Source organism: Vibrio aestuarianus (assembly GCF_012395185.1).
Lineage (GTDB): Bacteria > Pseudomonadota > Gammaproteobacteria > Enterobacterales > Vibrionaceae > Vibrio > Vibrio aestuarianus.
Map to the genome: position 1 here is coordinate 1 of NZ_JAAZTU010000048.1, position 23,087 is coordinate 23,087.

Here is a 23,087-nt window from a genome sequence, read left to right on the forward strand (position 1 = left end):
ATATATAGGTGAACATATATGTTTATCGAGATGGTGTATTTTTGATTGCTTGGTTAATTTTCTAATTGTTTTATTGATGTTAATGCTGATTAAGGCAGTCTCTGAAAAATTTTCACCGTATAGTACGCAGTGTTTGGTAAATGTATGAATTAATATTACATAATGTTTGGTGAATGTATGAACCAATATTACATAATGTTTAATAAATGTATCATTTGATAAGCTGCACTTTAGGTGTCATATACGCTAAGTTATTGTAAATAATAAAAATATAAATAATGGTTTGTTTTTTACTAAAAGTGTTTTTTTGTGAAATGGTGTTAATTGAGATATTGACCCATAAAAATATCGATTAGTTTTGATACTTTAATCATCATTAGATTTTGACAGATTGTTATATTTGATTTGTGTTTTTTATTACCATGGACAGCTAGAGTTTTATTAAATGAAAAGTTTAGATAAGTATTTTGTGTTTTTTATGATGTTATTTTCATCCAGTGTTTTTTCATCCAGTTTTTTTTCAGAAAACATTATCCACTCTTCTAAGAAAGGAGTGGAGTCGATTATTCCATATAGAATGGAGTTTTTGATACATTTAAAATCTCGAGTTGAAGTTTACGGGGATATTTTTTTAACCTCCATCAATGGCCAGCCGACGATGCAAAAAATATGGTCAGTAGATAGTGATCAAAATAACCGAGATTCTTTTGAGTTAGCAGTTCATTCTCAATCTATATTCAGTGAGGTTAATCTCTCTCCCAATAATAGTTTTACTCTGAGTGGAACGCTTTTTGATAAAAATGCTCCGAATGGTGATAATGTGTTGTGTCATTTTAAAGAGGGAGTTTTTATTACAGAAGGTCAAATAGGCAATAGACTTCGTAACGTATTTGAGGCACCACATCGTGATTGTGATTATCTTCGCTTGAAGGTTTTTGCCCCTGTGGATTTCAACGGAACGCTACCACCAACAGCCGATGAACATGATTACATATTCCCAGAACATCTTGAAGACTATGTTGCTGGTACAAGAGTATTAGCAAGAGATGGCCATATTTATCAGTGCAAACCATTCCCGAACTCTGGTTACTGTGTTCAGTGGAATGAATATTCTAATCAATATGAGCCAGGTTCGGGTTCTGATTGGAATATGGCTTGGGATAAATGGAATTAAAGCCAGTAGTGGCTATGGTTGAAAACTAAGAGTTCAAGCCCACTTTTTTCAGCGGTGGTTATTATTTGGTTTGAATAAATTTGCTATAGGTACTTAATCGGCCATTGATATATTCAATACCACAATGAATATTTTGTTGCGTATTACCAACAATTTGGTATTCAACAATAAACTCACCGCTGATAACTTTAATAAATAAGAAACCATCGTTGACCTTCCATAAACCTTGCAGTTTTTTTTCACTAAATAGATCTTGCTCAACCAGTGTGCCGTTAGGTTTGAGATGTAATGTAGAAGAGAAACCATCAACGTTTACTTTGACCCAAGGTTGCTGGTGCGCTTCGTAACTTAGGATTTTACGACGACATTTTACCCACTCTTTCAGTTCTTGTTCTTGTGTTGGAGTCAGTACTGGGAGATCTTCCATCTCTAAAAGAGTGTGATGTTTTTCGTACCAGAATAGTTGTAGATGAAGTAATTTCATTATTTAGTCGAGCATTATGCATCAAGGTGTTAGGCAGGGGGCAACTCTGCGTGATTGTCTTGGTGATGTCAATGGTATTAAGGAAAACGTACAGCGCTCTCGGGGGAGGGAGCGCTGTACAATCCCTAGTGGGGATAAAATAGGCCCTGCGGTGAAGGACCTCGGAGCATGTTTTTGTTAAGTTATTTACAGGTTGAACAAACGTGGTAAGTCAGCAAAGTCGCAAGCTTGGTTTAGCCTGGCTTGGGCAACTCGAATATTGTGTTTCCATTGATCATCGTGTGCCCACATTTCAATGACTAATGGTACGACACACTGTATTGCTTTTAAGGTATGGAAAATAGCATCGAAGTGAACCTCTCCCTCGCCAATGACCAAATCTCGAAACTGCCCGGGAAACTCAGACGTGACACAATAGGTATCTTTAAGGTGGATTTGCGTGATGTGAGGCATACTCAGTGCGAGTTCTGTGCACACATCATAATTCCAACCTGAAATGTTTCCAACGTCAGGATAAGCCGTAAAATAAGGTGACTGAATATCTCGGTTGAGAATTTCAAATTTACTGAGTGAGTTAAGATAGTTTGTATCCATAATCTCAACAGCTAACATCACCCCAGCTCGTTCCGCCAGTTTCGCCGCATGACGCATGCCTTCAATAAAACGTTGATGTGTTGCTTTATTCGCTGGTTCGTAATAGACGTCATAACCAGCCAATTGAATGGTGCGTATACCCAATTTGTAGGCTAAGGTGATGGCCTTTTCCATGTGCAGCACTGCTTGTTCACGAATGGCTGGATCGGCTGAGCCAAAAGGAAACTTGCGATGTGCGCTTAAACACATTGACTGCAATGGTATTTGGTACTGTTCACATAAGCGGCGTAGCGTATAAATAGTATCGTCATCCCAGTCTAGGCGACGGCGGCGTTCATCAGATTCATCAACCGATATTTCGAGAAAATCGAAGCCAAGTTCTTTGGTTGCTGACAGTTTTTCTTCCCAGTTAAAGGCGTTAGGCAACGCTTTTTCATACAGCCCAACGCGATGACGTTGCAAGTGTTGATACATAACGCCTCCTAGTTCCAGAAACGATCGATTTGAGCGCGTAGTGCTTCAGCTGTTGCTCTTCCTTTTTCACCCGCAAGTGCGCGTCCTGCAATGAAAGTTTTGGCTTTGATGCCTTCGAATAAGTAAAGATCTTCCGGTACGATGCCGCCAGTGATGGAAAGCTCTAAACCAAGCTCAGACAACTGATGCATTTTTTCTAGATCTTCATTGGTCCAACTGATTCCTGCCAATTCAGCATCTCTTGAACGATGATAAATGGCTTGTGTGATGCCTAAATCAACCCACGCTTGTGCATCTGCGAAGGTCCAGTTGCCGTAGATTTCAATTTGAATTTCTCTACCCAGTTCATCGGCAATATTTTTACACGCCCCAATGGTCGCTATGTGTGCTGCGGCTGATACAGTGATCCAATCGGCACCAGCTTCAAATGCCATACGAGCCAAAATAGCACCGCCATCGGTGGTTTTCATATCACAGACTAAGATATGATCTGGATGGTTGTTGCGCAGGGTTTTTACGGCGTTCATTCCTTCAGCAAAGGCGAGAATCGTGCCTACTTCAATAACATCAACAAAGCTTTCTACGTTTTTTGCTACTTCAATAGCGGAGATAAGATCAGTTTGGTCTAAAGCGATTTGGATCATTGGTTTGGTCATGATATTTATCCTTGAATTTTGTCACGTATCAGACGGGCAAGCCCATCGTGGTTATTGTTGGTTGCACAAATGAGTTTTGCGTGTGATTTGACTGTGTCATCGGCGTTGTGCATTGCCACCCCAAGCCCTGCATACTCAAGCATGGAAATGTCGTTATGGTTGTCACCCACCGCCAGAACATGGTTGGCGTGATAACCAAGGTCGGCGACATATTCTGCAAGACGCAGCCCTTTATTGTTACCTTTTGCAGCAAAGTCGACTCGGTTTGACCAAGAACGTTCTCCGTTGAATTTTTCTTTAACCCACGCTTGTTGCGACAGTCGTTCAATGGAGCTTGGTAACCCTTCGACCACAAATTTCCAGATGAACAGCTCTTGTTTGGCTCGAGTACTGAATGAATCGATTTTTTCGATCTTTGGCCGATGTTCCGAAGGGTACTGGCTTGCCCATTTCTCCAGTGCTTGCATGTATGCAATCGGGTTACAGTTGGAATAGGTCATCGCATCGGTAACGTACATCACCAGTTTCATTTGAAACTCTTTGGCCAGTGAGAGAAACGTTAATGCATCTTGTTTGTCGATCGCGTTGTGTCTGAGCACTTGATCTTTTTGATAATCATAAATATACGTACCATTACAGCAGATAATAGGTGTGGTTAAGCCAAGCTCTGAGTAATACGGTTTTGCTGCTGTATGATGGCGACCGGTAACTATCACTACATGGCAATGCTGCTGCGCCTGTTGAATGGCCATTTTGACTTCGGGGTGGATGGTGTGTTCATCCGTCAATACGGTGCCATCAAGATCCAATGCGAGGACTTTATACATAGTGATTACCTTTGCCCGTAATAGGCGTTGTCGCCATGTTTACGCAGGTAGTGCTTATCAGACAGCTCTGGTTGAATCTTGATACCACTATTGAGCGAACGAGTCGCGAGTGCCATCGCAGAAATCTCTTCCAGTACTACCGCATTATGCACTGCATCATTGGCATCTTTACCCCATGAAAATGGGGCGTGTCCTGCCACGATGACACTCGGAACCGCCATTGGGTCAATATTCCGATGTTTGAATTCTTCAATGATCACCAGCCCAGTGTTTTGCTCATAGGGACCAGAGATTTCATCGTAAGAAAGCTTGCGAGTGCAAGGAATATCACCGTAAAAATAGTCAGCGTGCGTGGTACCTAATGCTGGAATATCAATTCCGGCTTGAGCCCAAATAGTGGCGCTGCGCGAGTGTGTATGCACCACACCACCAATGCTTGGATATGCTTTATAAAGTTCGATATGGGTGGCGGTATCGCTGGAAGGGTTGAGGTGACCTTCAATGATATGACCATCGAGATCGACGACAACGATATCGTCCACTTCCATGCCGTCGTATTCAACACCCGAAGGTTTAATGGCGATGACACCAAGTTGGCGATCAATCTCAGAGACGTTGCCCCAAGTAAAGGTCACTAAACCATATTTGGGTAGTTTGAGGTTCGCGTCGAGTACTCGCTGTTTCAATGCATTGTACATAATATCCTCACTAAGCCATTTGAGCTGCTAAAGCTTCATCAATCACTTTATAAACATCATCTTTGCTACGGCAACGGCGCAGTTTGTCGAGATCGACACCGCTTTCGCTTTCTTCATCGTCAAGCACTTGTGTTACTTCCATCAACCCTTCCATATGCTCATCAGAAGAGCTTCCCGCCAGTGTGATCAGCACATCGACAGGTTCATCTTCACCATCAAAATAAATCGGTGAGTCGAGTGTCACTAAGGCAAATGCGGTTCTAATGACACCATTTTCAGGGCGTGCATGGGGCAGGGCAAGGTTTGGTGCAATAACAATATAAGGGCCTAATTCTTCAACACTGCTGATGATGGCATCGTGGTAACGTGGGTCTATCGCACCGGAGGCGATGAGCATATCGGTACCGATTTTGATCGCTTCTTTCCAGTTGCTAGCTGATGCTTGCAGTTGAACCGAGTTGTTATCGATTAATGACTGTTTGAGTCCCATAATTCTATCTCCAGAGGTGGTGCCAGTCGGGCTGGCACCTATTGTTTTTGTATTGAGTGGGTTATTTCAGTGTCACAAAGTTTTTGTCGATAATATCGAGCAGTTCATCACCGAAAGAGTTCGGGTTAAGCATGTTTTGTACACCGAGTACAAATTTGCCGTCACCGGGTTCCATCTCTCCAGATAGATGTTTTGACGATACAATGATGTCGGTTGAGGCCAGTTTTGACTTGTAGTCAGACACAGCACAGGAATCCATGACGTGTGGAATTCCTTTTTTCTCTAAGTATTTACCAATTTTCATTTTCATCATCATCGAAGAACCTTGGCCGTTACCGCATACCGCTAAGATGCTGACAGGGCGAACGCCATCACTCGCTTTAATTGCTTGCTCTACTGCCGCCATTACTTCTGGCTCTTCGGATACTTGCACCATGCCTTGTGCGTCTTCTTCAGCACGAAGTTGTTTCGAAGCAAAGAACATGTACACACCAGCTAGCGCTACAAGGACAAAGAAGAACAAGTTAGACGCTGACAAACCTTGCATAATAGGAGGGAATACCAATGCCCAGTCAGCCATGCCCATCCAACCACTAAACTCTGTACCGTGTTGGTTGAAGATATGAATAGCCCAAGCAGAGCCAACCACTTCGATAACACCCATCACAAAACAGATCTTCATTACTGCGCGCCAGCCGCCAAAGTGGTTGGCGAACACACCAATCGTTGCGTTAGAGAAGAACATCGGGATAAAGCCAGGAATGATCATGATTGGCGCATCAAATGCCAACATCGCCAGAACCGCGGTAAATTGGCCGATAGCACCCCACATGAAACCGAATACCATCGCATTGGGTGAAAAGGCATAGATAGCGGCACAGTCAATGGCTAACACCGCATTGGGGATCACGCGTTCTGAAATGCCTTTGAACGCTTCAGAAAGTTCAGCCACAAACATGCGCACACCAGCGACAATGACTTGAATGGCTACCGCAAATTTCAGGCCCGTTTCAAGAATGTAGATAGACCAGTGGGTCTTACCTGCCATTTCTTGTAGGTTATCCAAGCCAAAAGAGAGCAAGATAATGCCGAAAAATACCGTCATCACGATGGCTGTTGCTGCGATGCTGTCATGGAAAATATGCAGCCATTTAGGCAATTCTAGGTGATCAACACTTTCATTTTTATCACCTAATTTCGGTGCCACTTTAGTGGCGATCCAAGAGGCAACTTGTTGTTGGTGACCAATCGAGAAGCCTGCGCCACCCGTAACCGCTTCGGTTGGTTTGAACATGATGTTTGAAGAGATCCCCCAGTACAATGCCATCAGTACTGCGGAATAGATGATGGTTTCCCACATGCTTGTGCCTAGCACTAGGTAGAACACTGCTATCAACCCAGCTTGCTGGAACATGATGTGCCCGGTAAGCATAATGGTGCGGATGCCCGTGTATCGGCGAAATAGGACCAGAAGAATGTTGATGCCGAGTGCAAGAAGAACGGTATAGCCTACCCAAGAGTAGTTATCACCCATGATCTCCATAGTTGCCATCATTGATGTATAGGGATCAATCACTGACCCGGTCAAACCGTGATATTCGGACAGCTTAGCAATCACAGGTTTAAAACCTGCAACCAATGTGCCTGCACCGACTTGAACCAACATAAAACCAACGATGGTTTTAATTGATCCTTTGATGATGGTGGTCGCGTCTCTTCTTAATAACCAGTATCCAATTAAGGTGACTAAGCCTAGCAGCAAAGGTGCTTTAGTCATGACTTGGCTATAAAAAATGTAGAAGATATCGTACAAGAACTCCATATCTTTACCCCTTGATTATGTATTTGTAGTTATGTTTATTCCCGTCTTACTAGAAGCTGGGTGTAGGTTCGAGTGAATAAATCAGATTGTTATGATCTTATTCAGTTTTTGCTCACGAAATAGACTTTACCAATCAAAAGTAATCATTCAATGCTCATTTGTGATTATTTTGATTTTTATCAATTTTGCCGTTAAGCGAAAGTATTATTTGATACACAGGTCACTAAAAATTATTTATTTGAAGTTAAATCAATTACTTATGACTTATTGTGATCCGGAGGGAAATTTTATCTGCATAGTGTTTGACATAATATGGTCTGAGAAATAGAATCAAAACAAATCATAAATAGTCACCAAGTAATCACTTGATGAAAAAATAAGGTGATAACCATGAACGAAGTACAGAGACATAATGAAATCCTGTCTTTGCTGGATAACATGCGGACCATTAATGTCGCGCACATTATCGATAAATTTAACGTGTCGCCTGCGACGGCAAGGCGTGACATTTCGAAACTCGATGAGCTAGGTAAGTTAAAAAAGGTTCGTAATGGCGCAGAGCGTTTAGAGATTAAAAAAAGAGCTTGGACTCCGCTCAATATTGACAGTACGGATCATTTCCATGAGAAATCAAATGTAGCGATGGCTGCGGCAAAGTTGTGTAAACCCGGCGATAGTGTGGTGATCAACTGTGGCTCAACCGCTTTCTTGCTTGGGCAAGAGCTATGCGGCCAAGATGTACAAATTGTGACCAACTATTTCCCGCTCGCGAGCTATCTCATCAATGAAGATCATGACGATGTGATTATCATCGGAGGTCAATACAACAAAGCTCAGAATATTTTCCTAAACCCAGCACCGGATGCGTTAGGTGGTTATGCTGGCCATTGGATGTTTACCAGCGGCAAAGGTTTAACGGAAAATGGCTTGTATAAAGCCGACATGCTAACTGCTGTGGCAGAGCAACAAATGCTTGAACAGATTGGCAAGCTGGTTGTGGTGGTTGATAGTTCAAAAATTGGGCAGCGAACTGGTATGTTATTTTGCTCGGCGAACAAAATTGACATTGTGATTACGGGTAAAGATGCCAACCCCGATGTCATTGAAGGACTTCGACAGCAAGGAATAGAGGTCATGCTCGTGTAGATGACGTTTATTCTCTAACCCATTCTAATAAATAAAACATTGGCTCAGTGTCTTAATTTCAGATTAAGACGCTTAGCTCCCTACATCCTAAAAATTGTCTAACTTATTGTGAAATAAAAGGTATTGTTATGAGTAATGTGAATGAAATTACCCGCGAGTCATGGATTCTTAATACATTCCCAGAGTGGGGAACATGGCTAAATGAAGAGATCCAAAATACGGTTGTGGAAGCCAATACTTTCTCGATGTGGTGGCTTGGTTGTACTGGTGTATGGCTGAAAACAGAAGGGAACACCAATATTTCTATCGACTTTTGGTGCGGAACCGGTAAGAAAACGCAAAAGAATGCATTGATGAACCCTCAGCACCAAATGATGCGTATGGGCGGGGTGCGAGAACTGCAACCTAACCTCAGAACTTCGCCTTTTGTGATGGACCCATTTGGTATTAAAGAGATTGATGCGGTGCTAGCAACACATGACCATGCTGATCACATTGACATTAATGTTGCGGCAGCGGTATTGCAGAACTGTGGTGAGCATGTGAAATTTATTGGCCCGCAAGCTTGCGTCAATTTATGGCTGGGTTGGGGAGTACCAGAAGAGCGCTGCGTTGTTGCGAAAGTCGGTGATTGTATTGAAATTGGCGATATGAAAATTAAAGTGCTCGATTCGTTTGACCGAACTGCTCTGGTTACTTTGCCTAAAGGGGTTTCGTCTTACGACAAAGCGATTTTAGATGGAATGAATGACCGCGCCGTCAACTATTTAATCGAAACCACTGGTGGTTCAATTTATCACTCTGGTGATTCTCATTACTCTAACTATTACGCTAAACACGGTAATGAATATCAAATCGATGTGGCTTTGCTTTCTTATGGTGAAAATCCACGTGGTGTGACCGATAAAATGACCGCATCTGATATTTTACGTGCGGGTGAATCATTAGATTGTGAAGTGGTGATCCCATTCCATCATGATATTTGGGCGAACTTCCAAAATGACCCGCGTGAAATTGAAGTGTTGTGGCAAATGAAGAAAGATCGCCTGCAATACGGTTTTGCCCCGTTCTTCTGGCAAGTTGGCGGTAAATATACTTACCCGACAGATAAAGGTCGTATGCATTACCAACATTTTAGAGGCTTCCGCGATATCTTTGTTGATGAGCCAGAATTGCCATATAAAGCGTTTCTATAATGTAACCAACAAGAGGCCGAATTCGGCCTCTTTTCTTTTTCCAATTCTAACCCACGGATTTCAGAAGTTGCTATCATTTCTAAGTCATCACGTAGAGAATGGTAGGTAACAGTAATACGTTGTACTTAAAGGATTACTTGCTCTATTTGTGCTGGTGGTTGATAGTGCAAAATGGTCATTGAAGTTGGTGATTGCAATAATTCATTTTCAGCATGACCGGGCTGTACATTGCGCAGATTGGTGTCACAAATGACTTGCCAATTTTGGTCGCGATCACTAGGGAGGGTAAAGCGAGCCGGTGCGTTAGTTTGGTTAATGAGATAAAGCATTTCCGCTCCGTCTGTACCAATGCCCATATGCAGAGCGACCGAGCTCAAGCGATTCCAATCATCATGCTCCATTAAGGTGCCATCAACACGACGCCAGAAAATGCGGTTACAATTTCGTTCCTCGCCACTAAACGCGCGAATGAAGGGCACCATGTAGGTTTGGCGTGCTGCCACCATCTCTGCTAGCCAGTCTTTAAAATAGGTTTTTCGCTCGGTCATACTCCAATTGAGCCAACTGATCTCATTGTCTTGGCAATACGCATTGTTATTGCCTTGTTGGGTGTGTGAAAGAACATCTGCACTCAGAATGTGTGGAATACCAAATGCAAAAAGCAGGCTGGCCATCATATTACGTTTTTGCTTTTCACGCGTGGCGATGATCACCATATTCTCGGTTTCGCCTTCAGTGCCATAGTTGTCTGAACGGTTATCGCCGTGCCCATCTCGATTTTGCTCACCGTTCGCTTCATTATGCTTGTGTTTATAAGAAACCAAGTCCTGCATGGTGAAGCCATCGTGATAGGTAATGTAGTTAACTGTGAGTTTATATGGCCAATTTGCTGCGCTATAAAGGTCACGAGAACCCATCAAACGGGTAGCAAATTCTTTCAGGTAACCTTGGTCACCACGCCAAAAGCTACGTGTAATATCACGCAGTTTGTCATTACATTCGTTCCAGCCGAGCGGGAAATTACCCACTTGATATCCGTTAGGCCCAATATCCCACGGTTCAGCGATAAGTTTGATGTGTTTTAAAATAGGGTCTTGGGCTACGGCTTTGAAAAAAGCGGCATCTGGGCTGAAGTTATCGCCATTACGGCCAAGCGTTGCCGCGAGATCGAAGCGAAAGCCATCCACTTTATACTCGCTAACCCAGTAGCGTAGTGTGTCCATGACAAGGTTAAGCGCTGGTTGATAAGAAAGATCAACCGTATTACCACAGCCAGTAAAATTCGCGTAATGCTGGCCATGCTTAAGGTAGTATTTAGGATCGAGTGCTTTTAAATTAAACACTGGACCATCTTCGCCACCTTCAGCTGTGTGGTTATATACCACGTCTAATATCACCTCAATACCGTGTTTATGCAGCTCTCGTATGGTCGTTTTTAGTTCAATGACTGCATCATTTTGGGCATAGCGTGGATCGGGTGCCATAAATAAGTAGGGGTTATAGCCCCAATAATTCACTTTTCCCATATCTAAAAGATGAGGCTCATGCATGCATGCGGCAACAGGTAGAAGCTGTAATGTGGTGATATTTTGCTGGCGATAAAATTGCAGCATTTCATCGCTAACCAAACCTAAATACGTTCCTCGCAGCATTTTAGCAATCTCAGGATTGCATTGCGTCACCCCTTTGACATGCGTTTCAAACAAAACCGTTTCATCGCGTGGAATATTAGGTTTAGTGCTAGATTGCCAATCAAAGCGATCATCAATCACGATACATTTCGGCAACTGAAAACTTTTTTTGGAACTAAAAGGGGTTTTGTAGTCTAAGTTTTTGTCTATCGCTTTTGCGTAGGGGTCTGAAATATAGTGCGGCTCTTCTTCATTTAAGATTACATACCCATATTTCTGACCTGCTTTTACGTTTGGTATATAGGTGTGTTGGATACCTGCATATTCATTGTCTAATGCATGTGTTGCGTAATTACCCTCTTCATCAAAGAGTGCGAGTAAAAGTTGTTTATTAGCCGGAGCATAAATAGCAAAGTTACAACCCGCTTCGTCAACGGTTGCTCCTAATGGGTGAGGGCTAGAAATAGTACTTTTCATAAGGTTATCTTTATTGTTATGTCGCTTCACATCGTCGTCGGTTTAAGTAAAAAGCTTTGTTGTTACTAGGTCAAGCGTCTAATGAATAAAATGTCGATGTAATTTTATTTCATTTTCATTAGCTAATTGTAGTGAAATAGTGATCAGCTATGCATTTTGTATTTCCTTTTGTCAGAAGTAATTGATCTCCTCCCCCTGAAATACGTGATCGATGATTCAAAAACACCATACTGTAAAATTTCTCATCCTTTCTCCTCCCCCTTAAATAACTTTAGGGTGGAGGAAGCCATCCCCTTACGCCTTTAGTAATCTTCTCATCGTTGAAACAACTGGGGACCTAGTCCCGTCTTACCTCTTCTTTTGGGTTCTATCTGTCAACTGCCTTGCAGGTTCCAATAGGAGAAGAGAGAAAGTTTTAAATATTGTCCGTAATTAAAATTTTCCAATAAATATAAATCGTCCTTAATGGAGTTAAGAATGAAAAAAGTAAGTGTAATTGCTGCCGCAGTGGCCGCTACTTTATCAGCTAGCGCATTCGCAGCTAGCGTAGATTTCCACGGTTATGCTCGTGGTGGCGTTGGTCTGAGTGGCGAAGGTTCTCATGTAACTTATGAGAAGAACAAAGTAGGCCGTCTAGGCAACGAAGACGACCTATATGCAGAAATTGGTCTTAACGCTGAGTTGTACAACAAAGACGACGTGACGTTCAACCTAGAAACATTGGTTGCATACGGTCAGGCTGGTAACAATAACTGGGAAGGCAATTCTAACGCTCTACGTGTTATGAATGTTCAAGCTAAAGGCCTTTTCGAATCAGATAAAGAAGCTGTCCTTTGGGCTGGTCAGCGTTACTACCAACGTAAAGATATTCATATCACTGACTTCTACTTCCTAGATACATCAGGTGGTGCTGGTGGTGGTATCGAAAACCTATCTGTAGGTGGTGGTAAACTTTCTGTGGCTGTAATGCATGATGACGGTAGCCAAAAGGTTGATGATGGTTTTGAAAGCGTTCTTACTGATAATGGCTCTAAAGCATTTGCAAACTGTAAAGGTGACAAAGCTTGTGAGCTTGCAATCGAGAGTGATGCCAATAACTACAAAACAGTTACTAAGACTAAAGACGAAACAGTTTCTGGCTACACATTTGACCTTCGTTACGCAGGTATCAACTTGTGGGAAAATGCTAACTTAGAGCTAGCGGTTGCTTACGATTTTGCTTCTGAAGCGAAGAACCAAAAAGTTCAAGCTGATGACGGCGTTCTTTTAACTGCAGTGATTGGTCAAGGTCTATCAAACGGTTTCAACCAAACCGTTCTTCAATACGGTACTGCATCATACGGTAAGCAAATGGCTACGTACGGTGGCGGTGGTTGGTATGACCGCAGTGGTGGCAACAACGATGCTGATGGTTTCCGTATCATCAACTGGGGTGTAATTGGTCTAGGTGAGTCATGGGAACTAGGCCACGTAGTAATGTACGCTCAAGCATCTGATACCAACGTTGGTGACATCACAGCCTACAATGCGGTTGTTCGTCCAGTGTACAAATGGGATGAGAACATGAAAACTGTATTTGAAGCGGGTTACTTTGCTGATGAAACTAAACTATCTGGCACAAAGACGGACGCTGCAGGTTCTAAGCTAACTGTTGCACAAGCATGGTCAGCAGGATCTAGCTTCTGGGCTCGTCCTGAAATCCGTATCTACGGTTCTTACTTCATGGATCATGAAGCAGACAGCTTTGCAAAAGGTACTGACGATTCTGAGTTCAGCGTTGGTATTCAAATGGAAGCTTGGTGGTAATATAGTTTCCTAAGTCCATAAATCTAAGCCGGCTTATAGTGAGTCGGCTTTTTTCGTCTGAAAGAGGTTCCAATGAAACATTTAGTACTGGGCTGCACGATCAGTATCGCCTTGATGGGTTGTACCACTACGGAAACGATTGTATTTGACGCTAGTAATGCATCACAAATTGTTGAGTCATACGCTCAGATACATTGGGTTGATGTAGAGCCTACTAAGCGGGTTAACTTCTCAATTGATGAAAACAATCAACGTCTTGAGCTTCCAACGGGTATAAGTTCTATCGCTGCTTTCAATATTGATACGCAGGGGAAAGAACTTGAGCTAGAGATCATAAGCCACTTTAAGAAAACGGTTCTCTATCCGAATGCGCTACTGCTGAATGAAAACAATCAAGTGCTGAAATCGTTTGGAACAGAAGATTTCGAGTACAAGCATGCCTACGGTTTTGAAGGGGATCGTTTAACAACTGAAGTCACTATTCAACCTGCAGGAAAACAGCGCGTTAAACTACTCATCTATACAACACCTGAATTGCTTTCTGGCGAGTCAGAGGTGCTACATCCTGTTAAGCTTGATGCAATTGCGAGAGGAAACTATCCGCCGGATGTCCCTAACCCTAAAATTCCTCACTCTCAATTTGGTGAGCTGAGTATTGTCGCTAAAGTTGATAGTGCTATTGTTGTTCAAGACGCAGTAACGGTTTCGAGTACCGATACGGCGCAACAAAAGTTTAAAGATGAGCTAGCAGCGCAAGAGAAACCAAGTGTGCAAACTGCAACGGTTATTGCGACCGGACTCACCACGAATGACAACTCGGTTATTCTTTCGGCTGAGCAGCAACAGTTCTATCTTTCTAGCATTGAAAATGCGGTTAATGTTGGAATGCTAGATAAAGCACTTAGCCTACTTGACGAAGCGAAAGCGCTAGGTATCGAGGGTGCACAAGAAGTGTTTGTAAAAGCCATCAATGCTAAATAACTCATGATTTTTTATTGGCGTTCCTGTTGGGACGCCTTTGTTTTTTTGCCTCAGAAATCAATTAAAGCTGGGAAAGAATAACCTCGGTGTGCTTGTTGAAACGCACCTCATCTGATGCGTTTTCTTGTTTCTTCAATCTTCCATTCCCCCAAACTACAAACTATTGCGCATTTAGTACAATTGCACATAACACTCTGTAAAAGAGTGCGGTACTATCGTTCAATACGTTTCTACAATTTTGATGGTGTGGCTGATTATCGCCACACTATTTGCGTAAAAAGCATCGATAACCGTCAGTTTTTCTCAAATATTGAGGAAAATGGTCGATAATGACATTAATCAATTAAATAAGATTTGAATTAAATGAGCACTATTGGGATTGCCATTGGCGCAACCGGACTATCACTCATCCTTATTTTTGTATGGATGCTGTCTCTATCGCTGCGCAAAAAGCGGCTAGAAGAAGAGCGAAAAGCAAGAGAGATCGCCTATCGTAAAGCGATTGAAAAGTCACGCGAGCAAGATAGACAAGATCGTTTATTTAAAGCAGAAACGGGCCACGTTCCGACCATTTTATATTTAGCCAAAGAGGCGGAGCGTACCAATATAAAAGAAGCCATGTATTGGTATGACAAAGCAGCAAATTACGACAACATTACCGGCATGTATGGGGTTGTGCGCATTTGTCAAAAGTTTCGTGATGATCTGATCCTCAGACAAAAAGCGAAATTTTGGCAAACTTATATTGCAGGGCTCGAAGGAAATAGCACGGCCAAATATGAAACGGGTATCGCTTTGGTGAATGGTCGAGGCGTTGAAGCCAATGTCGCCAAAGGCGTCAGTTTGATTGAAGAAGCGGCAGAAGATGAGTTAATTGAAGCGATCATCTTTATGGGGGATTGGTGTGTCTCTCACGATAACATTGCCCCCGCTCCTTCGGACTCTACGTTTTGGTTTTCAAAAGCAGCAAAGTTAAATAGCCCACTAGGGCAGATGAAGCTAGGGCTTAACTACCTGAAAGGGGTTGGGGTAGTAATGGATCACAACAAAGCGTGCTATTGGTTAGAGCGCGCTTCAGAAAAGGGCAATGCTGAAGCCATGTACCATGCAGGGGAAGCATGGATAGACAAAGGACCTAATGGTAACGCGATTGCGTACATTTGGCTTTTTTTATCGGCACATTTTAGTTATGAGCCAGCCAAGGTGCTTCGAGATCAAATTGGCTCACGTATTGGTGTGGATTCTGTGGTAGGGCTACAATCTCTGGCGAAACCTTTAATGAAGAAAATCGGCGCAGGGACGGTCAGCAAGCATTCCATTATCAAAGCACTGAACAAGCTTTATAAGCGTGGTATTCATATTCCACAGAAAGGGGAACTGGCTGAGGATGACAATCTATTCAGTCACTCAGGAGAAAGTTTGTTGGATGACAATCCATCTTCTCCGGAAAATGCGAGTCCACAGAAGGATGTTCCTTTTCCATTGGACTTTTCCAGTACTTCTATCGATCGATAGAGAGTGTAAAATAAAAATCCCCAGACAAGTTGCTGGGGATTTTTTATGGGCGATTTAAGCGCCTTTATTGTGTTCGGCTTGGCAAACCGCAGCAGTAAATACTACGTCTGTTGAGCTGTTCAGTGCAGTTTCGGCAGAGTCTTGAATTACACCGATAATGAAGCCAACGGCTACTACTTGCATTGCGACATCATTAGAGATGCCAAACAAGCCACACGCCAGTGGGATCAACAGTAGTGAACCACCTGCTACGCCTGATGCGCCACAAGCTGAAACGGCTGCGACTACACTCAGCAATAGCGCGGTCATAAGATCAACTTCAATACCAACCGTATTTACTGCCGCTAATGTTAATACCGTGATGGTGATGGCTGCGCCTGCCATATTAATGGTTGCACCTAGAGGAATAGATACAGAGTAAGTATCTTCATCCAATTTTAGCTTTTCACATAACGCCATATTGACGGGGATGTTTGCCGCACTTGAACGAGTGAAAAACGCGGTAACGCCACTTTCACGTAGGCATTGGAAAACCAACGGGTATGGGTTCTGGCGAGTTTTCACATAGACAATGATTGGGTTGACTACCAAAGCGATGACTAACATCGCGCTAAGCAATACGAAAAGAAGGTTAGCGTAACCAGCAAGTGCTTCAAAACCAGTTGTTGCAAATGTTGATGCCACTAAACCAAAAATACCAAACGGCGCAAGGCGAATGATGAAACGCACAATTTGCGAAACGCCATGACTTAAGTCTTCAAATACCGCTTTGGTTGTCGCTGATGCATGGTGAAGCGCTAAACCAAGACCAACAGCCCAAGCTAGAATGCCAATATAGTTAGCACTCATCAGCGCATTCACTGGGTTATCAACTAGTTTGAATAGCAGTGTATTTAATACTTCTGCAATACCTTGAGGGGGTGTTGTGCCTTCTGCGCCAGCAACAAGCGTTAATGTCGTTGGAAACATAAAGCTCAGTACGACAGCGGTTAGCGCAGCGGTAAAGGTGCCAACAAGGTAGAGCACTACGATTGGACGCATATAAGTGTGTTGGTTTTTCTTTTGGTTCGCGATTGACGCCGCAACTAAAATAAAAACGAGGATTGGTGCAACCGCTTTTAGTGCACCAACAAAAAGGTTACCAAGTAAGCCCGCACTTTGGGCGTAGTCTGGTGAAATGGTTGCTAATAGTCCACCGAGAACGATACCGGTGAGTATTTGCAGAACCAAATTGCCACGCGCAAAACGGGCGAAGATATTGTTGCTTTGCATAGTTATCCCTGAAATAAATCGAGTTATACCATTCCCATTTGAAGCCGCAGCGGTGCTGGCTACATTCACTTATCCCTAATGGAGATGAACTCACTCGCCGCCTACCTACAACTTCAAGTTGTTTGGGTATATCTCCTGTTTACCTGAAGGTCATGAGATGACTCTATAGCTTCAGTGTTCGTTGATATATTGAGTTATAGTGACTTCAGTGGTTTCCCCTGAAGGGAACAATATTAGCCACCCAAAATAATGTGTCTAGAATTAATTGATAATTAGCATAAATAATTAACGAATATACCTAAATGCAATCAAAAATGGATGAAATGTAAATGAAATGTAGCTATTAATTGCAAGGCAGAGGGCTTAGGGCGTGTCAGTCATTGTTGAGGTCGAGTTGCTAGGTTAGCTAGATGAAGGATATCGGTTATCTATTGGTGAGGTGGTGAGTAATAAAAGGGATGAGTTTCCCCATCCCTTTTTCATATTAATGGTGCGCCATACCGTTCATAACTTTTTTCACTGGTACGGTAAGCATTTGTTGTTCACCGTTTGCAAAAGTGAGTGCAACATTAATTTCTTCACCTTCGGCGAGTGGTTTTTTCAGGTCAAGTAGCATGATGTGAAAGCTGCCTGGTTTGAGTTCAAGTTTGCCCTGTGCAGGTACTTTGAATTGTGGAATTTGGCGCATTTTCATCACATCGCCTTCGGTAATAACATCGTGTAATTCCACTTTGCCGGCTACATCAGTTTCGGCGGATACAATAAAGCGATCTTGGTCGCCGTTATTCATAATTTGAGCAAAAACAGCGCTGGTTGTTGCTGTTGGTGCGGTAGCTCGCGCGTAAAGGTGATGAGCCATGATATCCGATTTTGCGTAAGCGAATGGACTAAGGGCTAAGGTTGCTAGCAATAGTGTATTGAGCTTCATGTTATTTTCCTTCTGATGAAGTCGTTATTGTTTTGATGGCTTCCACAATAGGCTCTGGTGAAAGCGTATGAGGGACTTTGGTGATCAGTGTTCCATCGGGTTGTAAAAAGTAGAAATAGGAGCTGTGGTCTAAGGTGTATTTGAGCTCTGAGCCTTTGAGTTCGGTCTTGCGGAAGATAACACCATAGTGATGCGCCAATGGCGTGGTTATTTCCAAGGGAGCAGATAACCCTTCAATCATCGGGTGAAAATATTGCGCGTATTGATGAGAATCATTAGCGCCATCACGCTCAGGATCCAAGGAAATAAACATCGGACGCAGTTTGGCCTTGGTATCGTCATCAATTTGGTTCAGCGCTCCAGACAACATGGCAAGTGATGTTGGGCAAACATCTGGACAACGTGTAAAGCCAAAATAAACAATACGTATTCGTGGGTCTTGCGGGTCAAAAATGGCGACGGGTTTGTTGTCTTTGCCAAACACCACCACATCAGCATTGTTTTTCGCTTCTATGCTGTCTGATGGTTGCTGTGAATCAAAATACGCTTTTAAACCTAAGCCGCAGGTAAAGGCAACGACCAAAATTAGTGACCAGTTTTTACTCATCTTTCCATCCTTATTGCAGGGAAAACTTGAGTTGAGCCATCAGATAAGTCGCCAATCCAAGTCATTTGTTCAGTGGTGCATACAGGAAGTATCACCTCGGTGGTATATAACCCATTCTCATTTTTTGTTAGTACATACTTAGCGATGCCCATATCCATCTCTAACCCCTTTAACGACAGAACGAGCTTATCGCTTTGAGCCTTTGGCCAATCGACCGTTAAAGTATTGGCCACAAGTGGTTGAGAGGTGTCCTGTGCTAATGTCATCGATACCTCACCTTGTTGGCATGGTTTGCTAGACAGTTGGCAATATTGACTGATATCTCGTTGTGTTGAATAGGAAGAGAGCCAATGTAGGATGTCACTACTGAAATAGCCTGCGAATAAAGCAAGGGCAAGGGCACAAATTTTTATTGCATGATGCATTGAGTTGAGATTCCAGGCGGCCGTAAAGCACAAATGTTATCACAGACGTAGCTAAGTCGTTGCTACAAATAGGGAAAGTGTGGATTCAATCAAGAATAGTAAGGTGAATTTTCCCACCTTACTTTCATCATTAACAATGGAGATTTATACTTTGTGGTGTTTTGCGTATTTCTCTAAACCAAGCACCAAGGCAACAGCGCATAGCATGAGCACAATAGCGAGTGGCCATTGCGAGGGTTGCGAGGTTATGGCCTCAAATTCAAAAGGTGATAAATTATGCTCAACTAAAGGCACTTGTTCTCCGTGGGAATTAATACGCCATGTAATGGTTTCTTTCCAGGGCCAAATTTTTGGCAATGTGCCAACCATTAGCCCGGTTAGAAAAATCAACGTTAAGTCTCTAAAGCGTTTGAGTAACCAAGACAAGATATGAGAGAAACTAAGTAAACCGAGTACACACCCCATCAGAAAAAGGGCCAATATATCGATCTGCATTGCTTTGACTGCGCCGAGTACTGGTGCGTACATACCAATTAAAAGCAAAATGAAACTGCCGGAAATGCCCGGTAAGATCATTGCGCATATTGCGATAGAGCCAGCGATAACAATGTTAATCGCGGTCGGTTCGAGTTGCATCGGGTTGAGCACTGTTATGCTGTAGGCGAAAGCGATACCGAGTAAAAACAGAACTAATCGTGAAAACTTGATCTGTTCAATCTGTTTTAAAATATGAAAAACAGAAACAATAATCAGACCAAAGAAAAATGACCAAATAGGAATGGGGTGGGTCGCGAGTAGCCACGAGATAAGTTTCGCGAGCGAAAGAATGCTTGTGAATACACCGCCAAATAATGCAATGAGGAAGAAGCCATTAATATGATTAAAAGCAGCAACAAACCCCTCTCGTTTCCATAGGCCTAGCACGCTCGGGTTAATACGGCGAATACTTTCGAGAAGTGTATCATAAACACCGGTGATAAAGGCAATAGTACCACCGGAAACACCAGGAACAACGTCTGCGGCACCCATCGCCATTCCTTTTAAAAATGTACTGAAATAATTCATTGTGTCTGCGTAATCTGGAAAATGTGGTGCGAAGTATATACTGAAATAATGGCAAAATGCTTGCGCAATACATTTACCCATTCTGGATTTGACCTAATATCATCGATGATCTCATTTTGGTAGCTTCTCATTGTTTGATTGCAACTAAATGAGTATTGTTTTGCAGCTTATTTGCAATTTGCAATTTGCAATTTGCAAGGGTGGTGCTGATTTAGGGTGATTTTATGTGATTTAACCTCAAAAAAGACCAGTTTAAAAGTTGGCATGCATCATGCATTGTTGTAGATGACCCTTCTTAAAGCCGAGGGTCACCTAGCCAACTGACGTTGTTAGTGAATGAGTTTGTTCACACTATATATAAGCCAATCGCACTATTGCGGTTGGCTCTTTTTTTTTCTATTAGGTATGATACACAACTCTGGCTTCCCCACTGATTGCCTTTATTGGGTAATTTCAACTAGGGTTTTAGTCATCTGTCGACCTAAGCATTATAGCTTACGTGTCCGTCAACCCCATATTTAAACACCGTAACATCGTTGATTATTCAACATATTTATGAGGATGAGCCGCATCGGTCAGTCGTATTTTTTTCGAATTCGTTACGTTCAAATGTCCTGAATTCGTCGCTCATTAAGGAAGATGAGTGAAGCAATAGTAAGAGGTTATATGCATCATTTAATTTCCATTGGGCCACTAGAGTCTTTCCTAATCGCTATTAGCGTGCTTTTTTTAGGCCACTTCATTAACACAAAACTGCCTATTCTGAAAAAATTCAATATTCCGGAACCCATTGTGGGTGGTTTGATTGTAGCTATAGCTATCACTTTTTTGCATTTTAATGGTTTAGATTTAGAGTTTTCTCTTCCGTTGCAGAACACATTCATGTTGATGTTCTTTAGTACTGTTGGCCTTGCAGCTAACTACACTCAGTTAATGAAAGGGGGCGCTAAGGTGTTTCTTTTTCTGGGTGTCGCTTCGTTTTATATCATTATTCAAAATGGTGTGGGTGTTTCGTTGGCAACGGCATTAGGTCTTGATCCGTTGATGGGTTTGATTGCTGGTTCTATCACCTTGTCTGGTGGGCATGGCACTGGTGCTGCGTGGGCACAAACCTTTACCGATAATTATGGAATGACCAATATTTTAGAAATAGCGATGGCTTCAGCTACGTTTGGTTTGATTATTGGTGGCATTATCGGCAGTCCTGTTGCGCAAAAATTGATCAATAAAAATGGCTTTGAGTCAGAGTACGGCCGAGGCACGAAAACACACGATAAATTCCCTGAGCTCGTTACTTACAACGAATACGAAGAAGATAAAGTGACAGCGAAGAAAGTGATTGAAGTGCTGTTTATTTTGTTGATTTGTGTCACTGGTGCTAAGTATCTAGAACAATGGGTGAGTACGTTTGATGTCAAATGGCTGATGATCCCAGATTTCGTTTACGCACTATTCATTGGTGTATTTATTACCAATGTATTCGAAGTTACCAAGCTGCATAAAGTCGATGCAGAAACGGTTGATATTTTAGGTACGGTTTCTTTATCACTCTTCTTAGCCATGGCGCTGATGAGCTTGAGATTGTGGAATATCTTTGATTTAGCGATTCCATTTCTCGTGATTTTAGCGGTGCAGTCGGTAGTGCTTGGTATTTTTGCTTACTTTGTGACGTTTAAAGTGATGGGCTCAAATTATGATGCCGCCGTTATGGCTGGCGGGCACTGTGGTTTTGGCTTAGGCGCCACCCCGACCGCAGTGATGAATATGGGGTCGCTTGTTACGCGTTACGGACCTTCTCCGCAGGCTTTTATGGTTGTGCCTATCGTGGGAGCTTTCTTTATTGATATTGTTAATTTAATCATTATTCAAGGCTATATTTCCTTTGTAGGCTAGAAACAAAAAGCCCTAGCAATGTGCTAGGGCTTTTTTTGATCGCATAATTCATGGCGCTATTTTAAGGTGAGTTTCGTACCATCAAATTTTAGTTGGCCGAGTAAGTTCTTCGCATTTTTCACGCCTTCTTCATCAAATTGAATCCCATAACGAGCATAGTGCAGTGAGCGCTGTAAGTTACAAACTTTACCAACTAAGGGCGCGAAAACTTTACTGCCACGGGAGTCGGCAAAAAGCTCGATACTAATTTTGTCGCCGACTTGGAAAGTTCGTCCAAGCGGTGGTGCAACAAAACGACAGCCACTCTTAGAGAGATCACGTACTTCACAATCTGATTTATGAGTACCGACGATTGCTTTACCAACCAAATTCACATCATAACGGGCTTCTTTACGTAGCTGAGTGACTTGCATAGTGTTTGGGATCGAAAGCATCGCAAGTGGAACTGGCTCTTGCAATATATTCATTAATTGGCTACGAAAGTGGATCATTGCGCCTTCTCCTCGAGGGGAAATCGCACGTACATTGACCCAAAAACCTTCTTGGAAGAAAAAAGCCAAATCGTCAGCGGAAATTTTAGGTATTTCAATCAGAATATAAGTGTTTGAATGGGTGCCGATGAACGGAGTTTTACAGATGAACTTGGTGCCAACGGGGGTTGTTATGCTTAAGGTTAACTCACTGCCGTGTTCAACCATTGACAGTGCATCAGTGCTGTTGAGTGTTGACAACGTTTTATTACGTTCCGTTGTTCTATTTGGGCTCTGTTCGCCCTTTAGCACTGCCGACTGCGAATTCATTTTCTACTCTCCATGATGCAGTAGCTGCATTTCCATTATATTTTTCTCTTATACACATCTGCCGCTGCCGCCGACTAGTCTATTGTCGATTTAGCGCTGCACTTTATCGCTACTACACAATCTCAA

The 23,087-nt window shown here is 42.6% G+C and carries 20 protein-coding genes and 1 pseudogene; 7 read left to right on the top strand and 14 right to left on the bottom strand.

The features are described from left to right. Positions 1-985: 985 nt before the first annotated feature. Positions 986-1,174 (top strand): annotated as a pseudogene (locus tag HGG78_RS19040) (N-acetylglucosamine-binding protein GbpA); the annotation flags it as partial. Positions 1,175-1,235: 61 nt separating this feature from the next. On the opposite strand, the gene HGG78_RS17105 reads toward HGG78_RS19040, so the two are convergent. The 7 genes from HGG78_RS17105 to HGG78_RS17135 all read right to left on the bottom strand — a co-directional run bounded on the left by HGG78_RS17105 (position 1,236) and on the right by HGG78_RS17135 (position 7,219). Next, positions 1,236-1,658, bottom strand: a complete 423-nt coding sequence (locus HGG78_RS17105) for a hypothetical protein (RefSeq protein ID WP_053311623.1) — start codon at positions 1,656-1,658, stop codon at positions 1,236-1,238. 186 nt (positions 1,659-1,844) lie between these two features. Beyond that, positions 1,845-2,726, bottom strand: coding sequence for an L-ribulose-5-phosphate 3-epimerase (locus HGG78_RS17110; RefSeq protein ID WP_172533613.1), 882 nt, complete (start codon positions 2,724-2,726; stop codon positions 1,845-1,847). A gap of 8 nt (positions 2,727-2,734) precedes the next feature. Next, positions 2,735-3,382, bottom strand: coding sequence for a 3-keto-L-gulonate-6-phosphate decarboxylase UlaD (locus HGG78_RS17115; RefSeq protein WP_171980067.1), 648 nt, complete (start codon positions 3,380-3,382; stop codon positions 2,735-2,737). A 5-nt stretch (positions 3,383-3,387) separates the two neighbouring features. Continuing rightward, entirely contained in the window at positions 3,388-4,209 is an 822-nt protein-coding gene (locus HGG78_RS17120) for a Cof-type HAD-IIB family hydrolase (protein WP_172533614.1), read from the bottom strand. Between the two features lie 5 nt (positions 4,210-4,214). After that, on the bottom strand, positions 4,215-4,907 hold the full coding sequence (locus HGG78_RS17125; protein ID WP_168524342.1) for an L-ribulose-5-phosphate 4-epimerase: 693 nt from the start codon (positions 4,905-4,907) through the stop codon (positions 4,215-4,217). A gap of 10 nt (positions 4,908-4,917) precedes the next feature. Continuing rightward, on the bottom strand, positions 4,918-5,397 hold the full coding sequence (locus tag HGG78_RS17130; RefSeq protein ID WP_053311628.1) for a PTS sugar transporter subunit IIA: 480 nt from the start codon (positions 5,395-5,397) through the stop codon (positions 4,918-4,920). A gap of 61 nt (positions 5,398-5,458) precedes the next feature. Beyond that, the gene (locus HGG78_RS17135) at positions 5,459-7,219 is read right to left on the bottom strand and encodes a PTS ascorbate-specific subunit IIBC (protein WP_168524341.1); all 1,761 of its coding nucleotides are present in this window, start codon (positions 7,217-7,219) and stop codon (positions 5,459-5,461) included. A gap of 390 nt (positions 7,220-7,609) precedes the next feature. Between HGG78_RS17135 and ulaR the strand changes: the two genes are divergently transcribed. Together ulaR and ulaG are read left to right on the top strand one after the other, a co-directional pair. After that, a complete protein-coding gene (ulaR, locus tag HGG78_RS17140; RefSeq protein ID WP_053311630.1) occupies positions 7,610-8,365 on the top strand; it encodes an HTH-type transcriptional regulator UlaR in 756 nt (251 codons plus the stop codon). Between the two features lie 128 nt (positions 8,366-8,493). Beyond that, a complete protein-coding gene (gene ulaG / locus HGG78_RS17145) occupies positions 8,494-9,561 on the top strand; it encodes an L-ascorbate 6-phosphate lactonase (protein WP_053311631.1) in 1,068 nt (355 codons plus the stop codon). 125 nt (positions 9,562-9,686) lie between these two features. On the opposite strand, the gene glgX is transcribed toward ulaG, so the two are convergent. Then, positions 9,687-11,669, bottom strand: coding sequence for a glycogen debranching protein GlgX (gene glgX, locus HGG78_RS17150; protein ID WP_053311632.1), 1,983 nt, complete (start codon positions 11,667-11,669; stop codon positions 9,687-9,689). A gap of 477 nt (positions 11,670-12,146) precedes the next feature. Here glgX and lamB point away from each other — a divergent pair, with 477 nt between their 5' ends. The 3 genes from lamB (at position 12,147) to HGG78_RS17165 (ending at position 15,971) form a co-directional block, all read left to right on the top strand. Continuing rightward, entirely contained in the window at positions 12,147-13,475 is a 1,329-nt protein-coding gene (lamB, locus tag HGG78_RS17155; RefSeq protein ID WP_172533615.1) for a maltoporin LamB, read from the top strand. Between the two features lie 72 nt (positions 13,476-13,547). After that, the gene (locus tag HGG78_RS17160; protein ID WP_172533616.1) at positions 13,548-14,456 is read left to right on the top strand and encodes a MalM family protein; all 909 of its coding nucleotides are present in this window, start codon (positions 13,548-13,550) and stop codon (positions 14,454-14,456) included. 363 nt (positions 14,457-14,819) lie between these two features. Continuing rightward, on the top strand, positions 14,820-15,971 hold the full coding sequence (locus tag HGG78_RS17165; protein ID WP_172533617.1) for a tetratricopeptide repeat protein: 1,152 nt from the start codon (positions 14,820-14,822) through the stop codon (positions 15,969-15,971). A 54-nt stretch (positions 15,972-16,025) separates the two neighbouring features. Here the strand turns inward: HGG78_RS17165 and sstT are convergent, their stop codons facing one another. The 5 genes from sstT to HGG78_RS17190 form a co-directional block, all read right to left on the bottom strand. Beyond that, complete coding sequence (gene sstT / locus HGG78_RS17170; RefSeq protein WP_168524336.1) at positions 16,026-17,243, bottom strand: serine/threonine transporter SstT; 1,218 nt, start codon at positions 17,241-17,243, stop codon at positions 16,026-16,028. A 484-nt stretch (positions 17,244-17,727) separates the two neighbouring features. Further along, complete coding sequence (locus HGG78_RS17175) at positions 17,728-18,171, bottom strand: copper chaperone PCu(A)C (protein ID WP_171980058.1); 444 nt, start codon at positions 18,169-18,171, stop codon at positions 17,728-17,730. A gap of 1 nt (position 18,172) precedes the next feature. Next, positions 18,173-18,778: an SCO family protein gene (locus HGG78_RS17180; protein ID WP_172533618.1), complete on the bottom strand. Its 606-nt coding sequence runs from the start codon at positions 18,776-18,778 to the stop codon at positions 18,173-18,175. Further along, the gene (locus tag HGG78_RS17185; RefSeq protein WP_172533619.1) at positions 18,775-19,203 is read right to left on the bottom strand and encodes a hypothetical protein; all 429 of its coding nucleotides are present in this window, start codon (positions 19,201-19,203) and stop codon (positions 18,775-18,777) included. Before HGG78_RS17185 ends, HGG78_RS17180 begins: the two co-directional genes overlap by 4 nt. 144 nt (positions 19,204-19,347) lie before the next feature. Then, positions 19,348-20,268, bottom strand: a complete 921-nt coding sequence (locus tag HGG78_RS17190; RefSeq protein ID WP_172533620.1) for a polyprenyl-phosphate transporter — start codon at positions 20,266-20,268, stop codon at positions 19,348-19,350. A 666-nt stretch (positions 20,269-20,934) separates the two neighbouring features. On the opposite strand from HGG78_RS17190, the gene gltS reads away from it, so the two are divergent. After that, positions 20,935-22,161 (top strand): sodium/glutamate symporter, encoded by a 1,227-nt coding sequence (gltS, locus tag HGG78_RS17195; protein WP_053311640.1) that lies wholly within the window; start codon positions 20,935-20,937, stop codon positions 22,159-22,161. A 56-nt stretch (positions 22,162-22,217) separates the two neighbouring features. Here gltS and HGG78_RS17200 read toward each other — a convergent pair whose 3' ends face one another. Next, a complete protein-coding gene (locus tag HGG78_RS17200) occupies positions 22,218-22,961 on the bottom strand; it encodes a PilZ domain-containing protein (protein ID WP_053311641.1) in 744 nt (247 codons plus the stop codon). Positions 22,962-23,087: the final 126 nt, after the last annotated feature.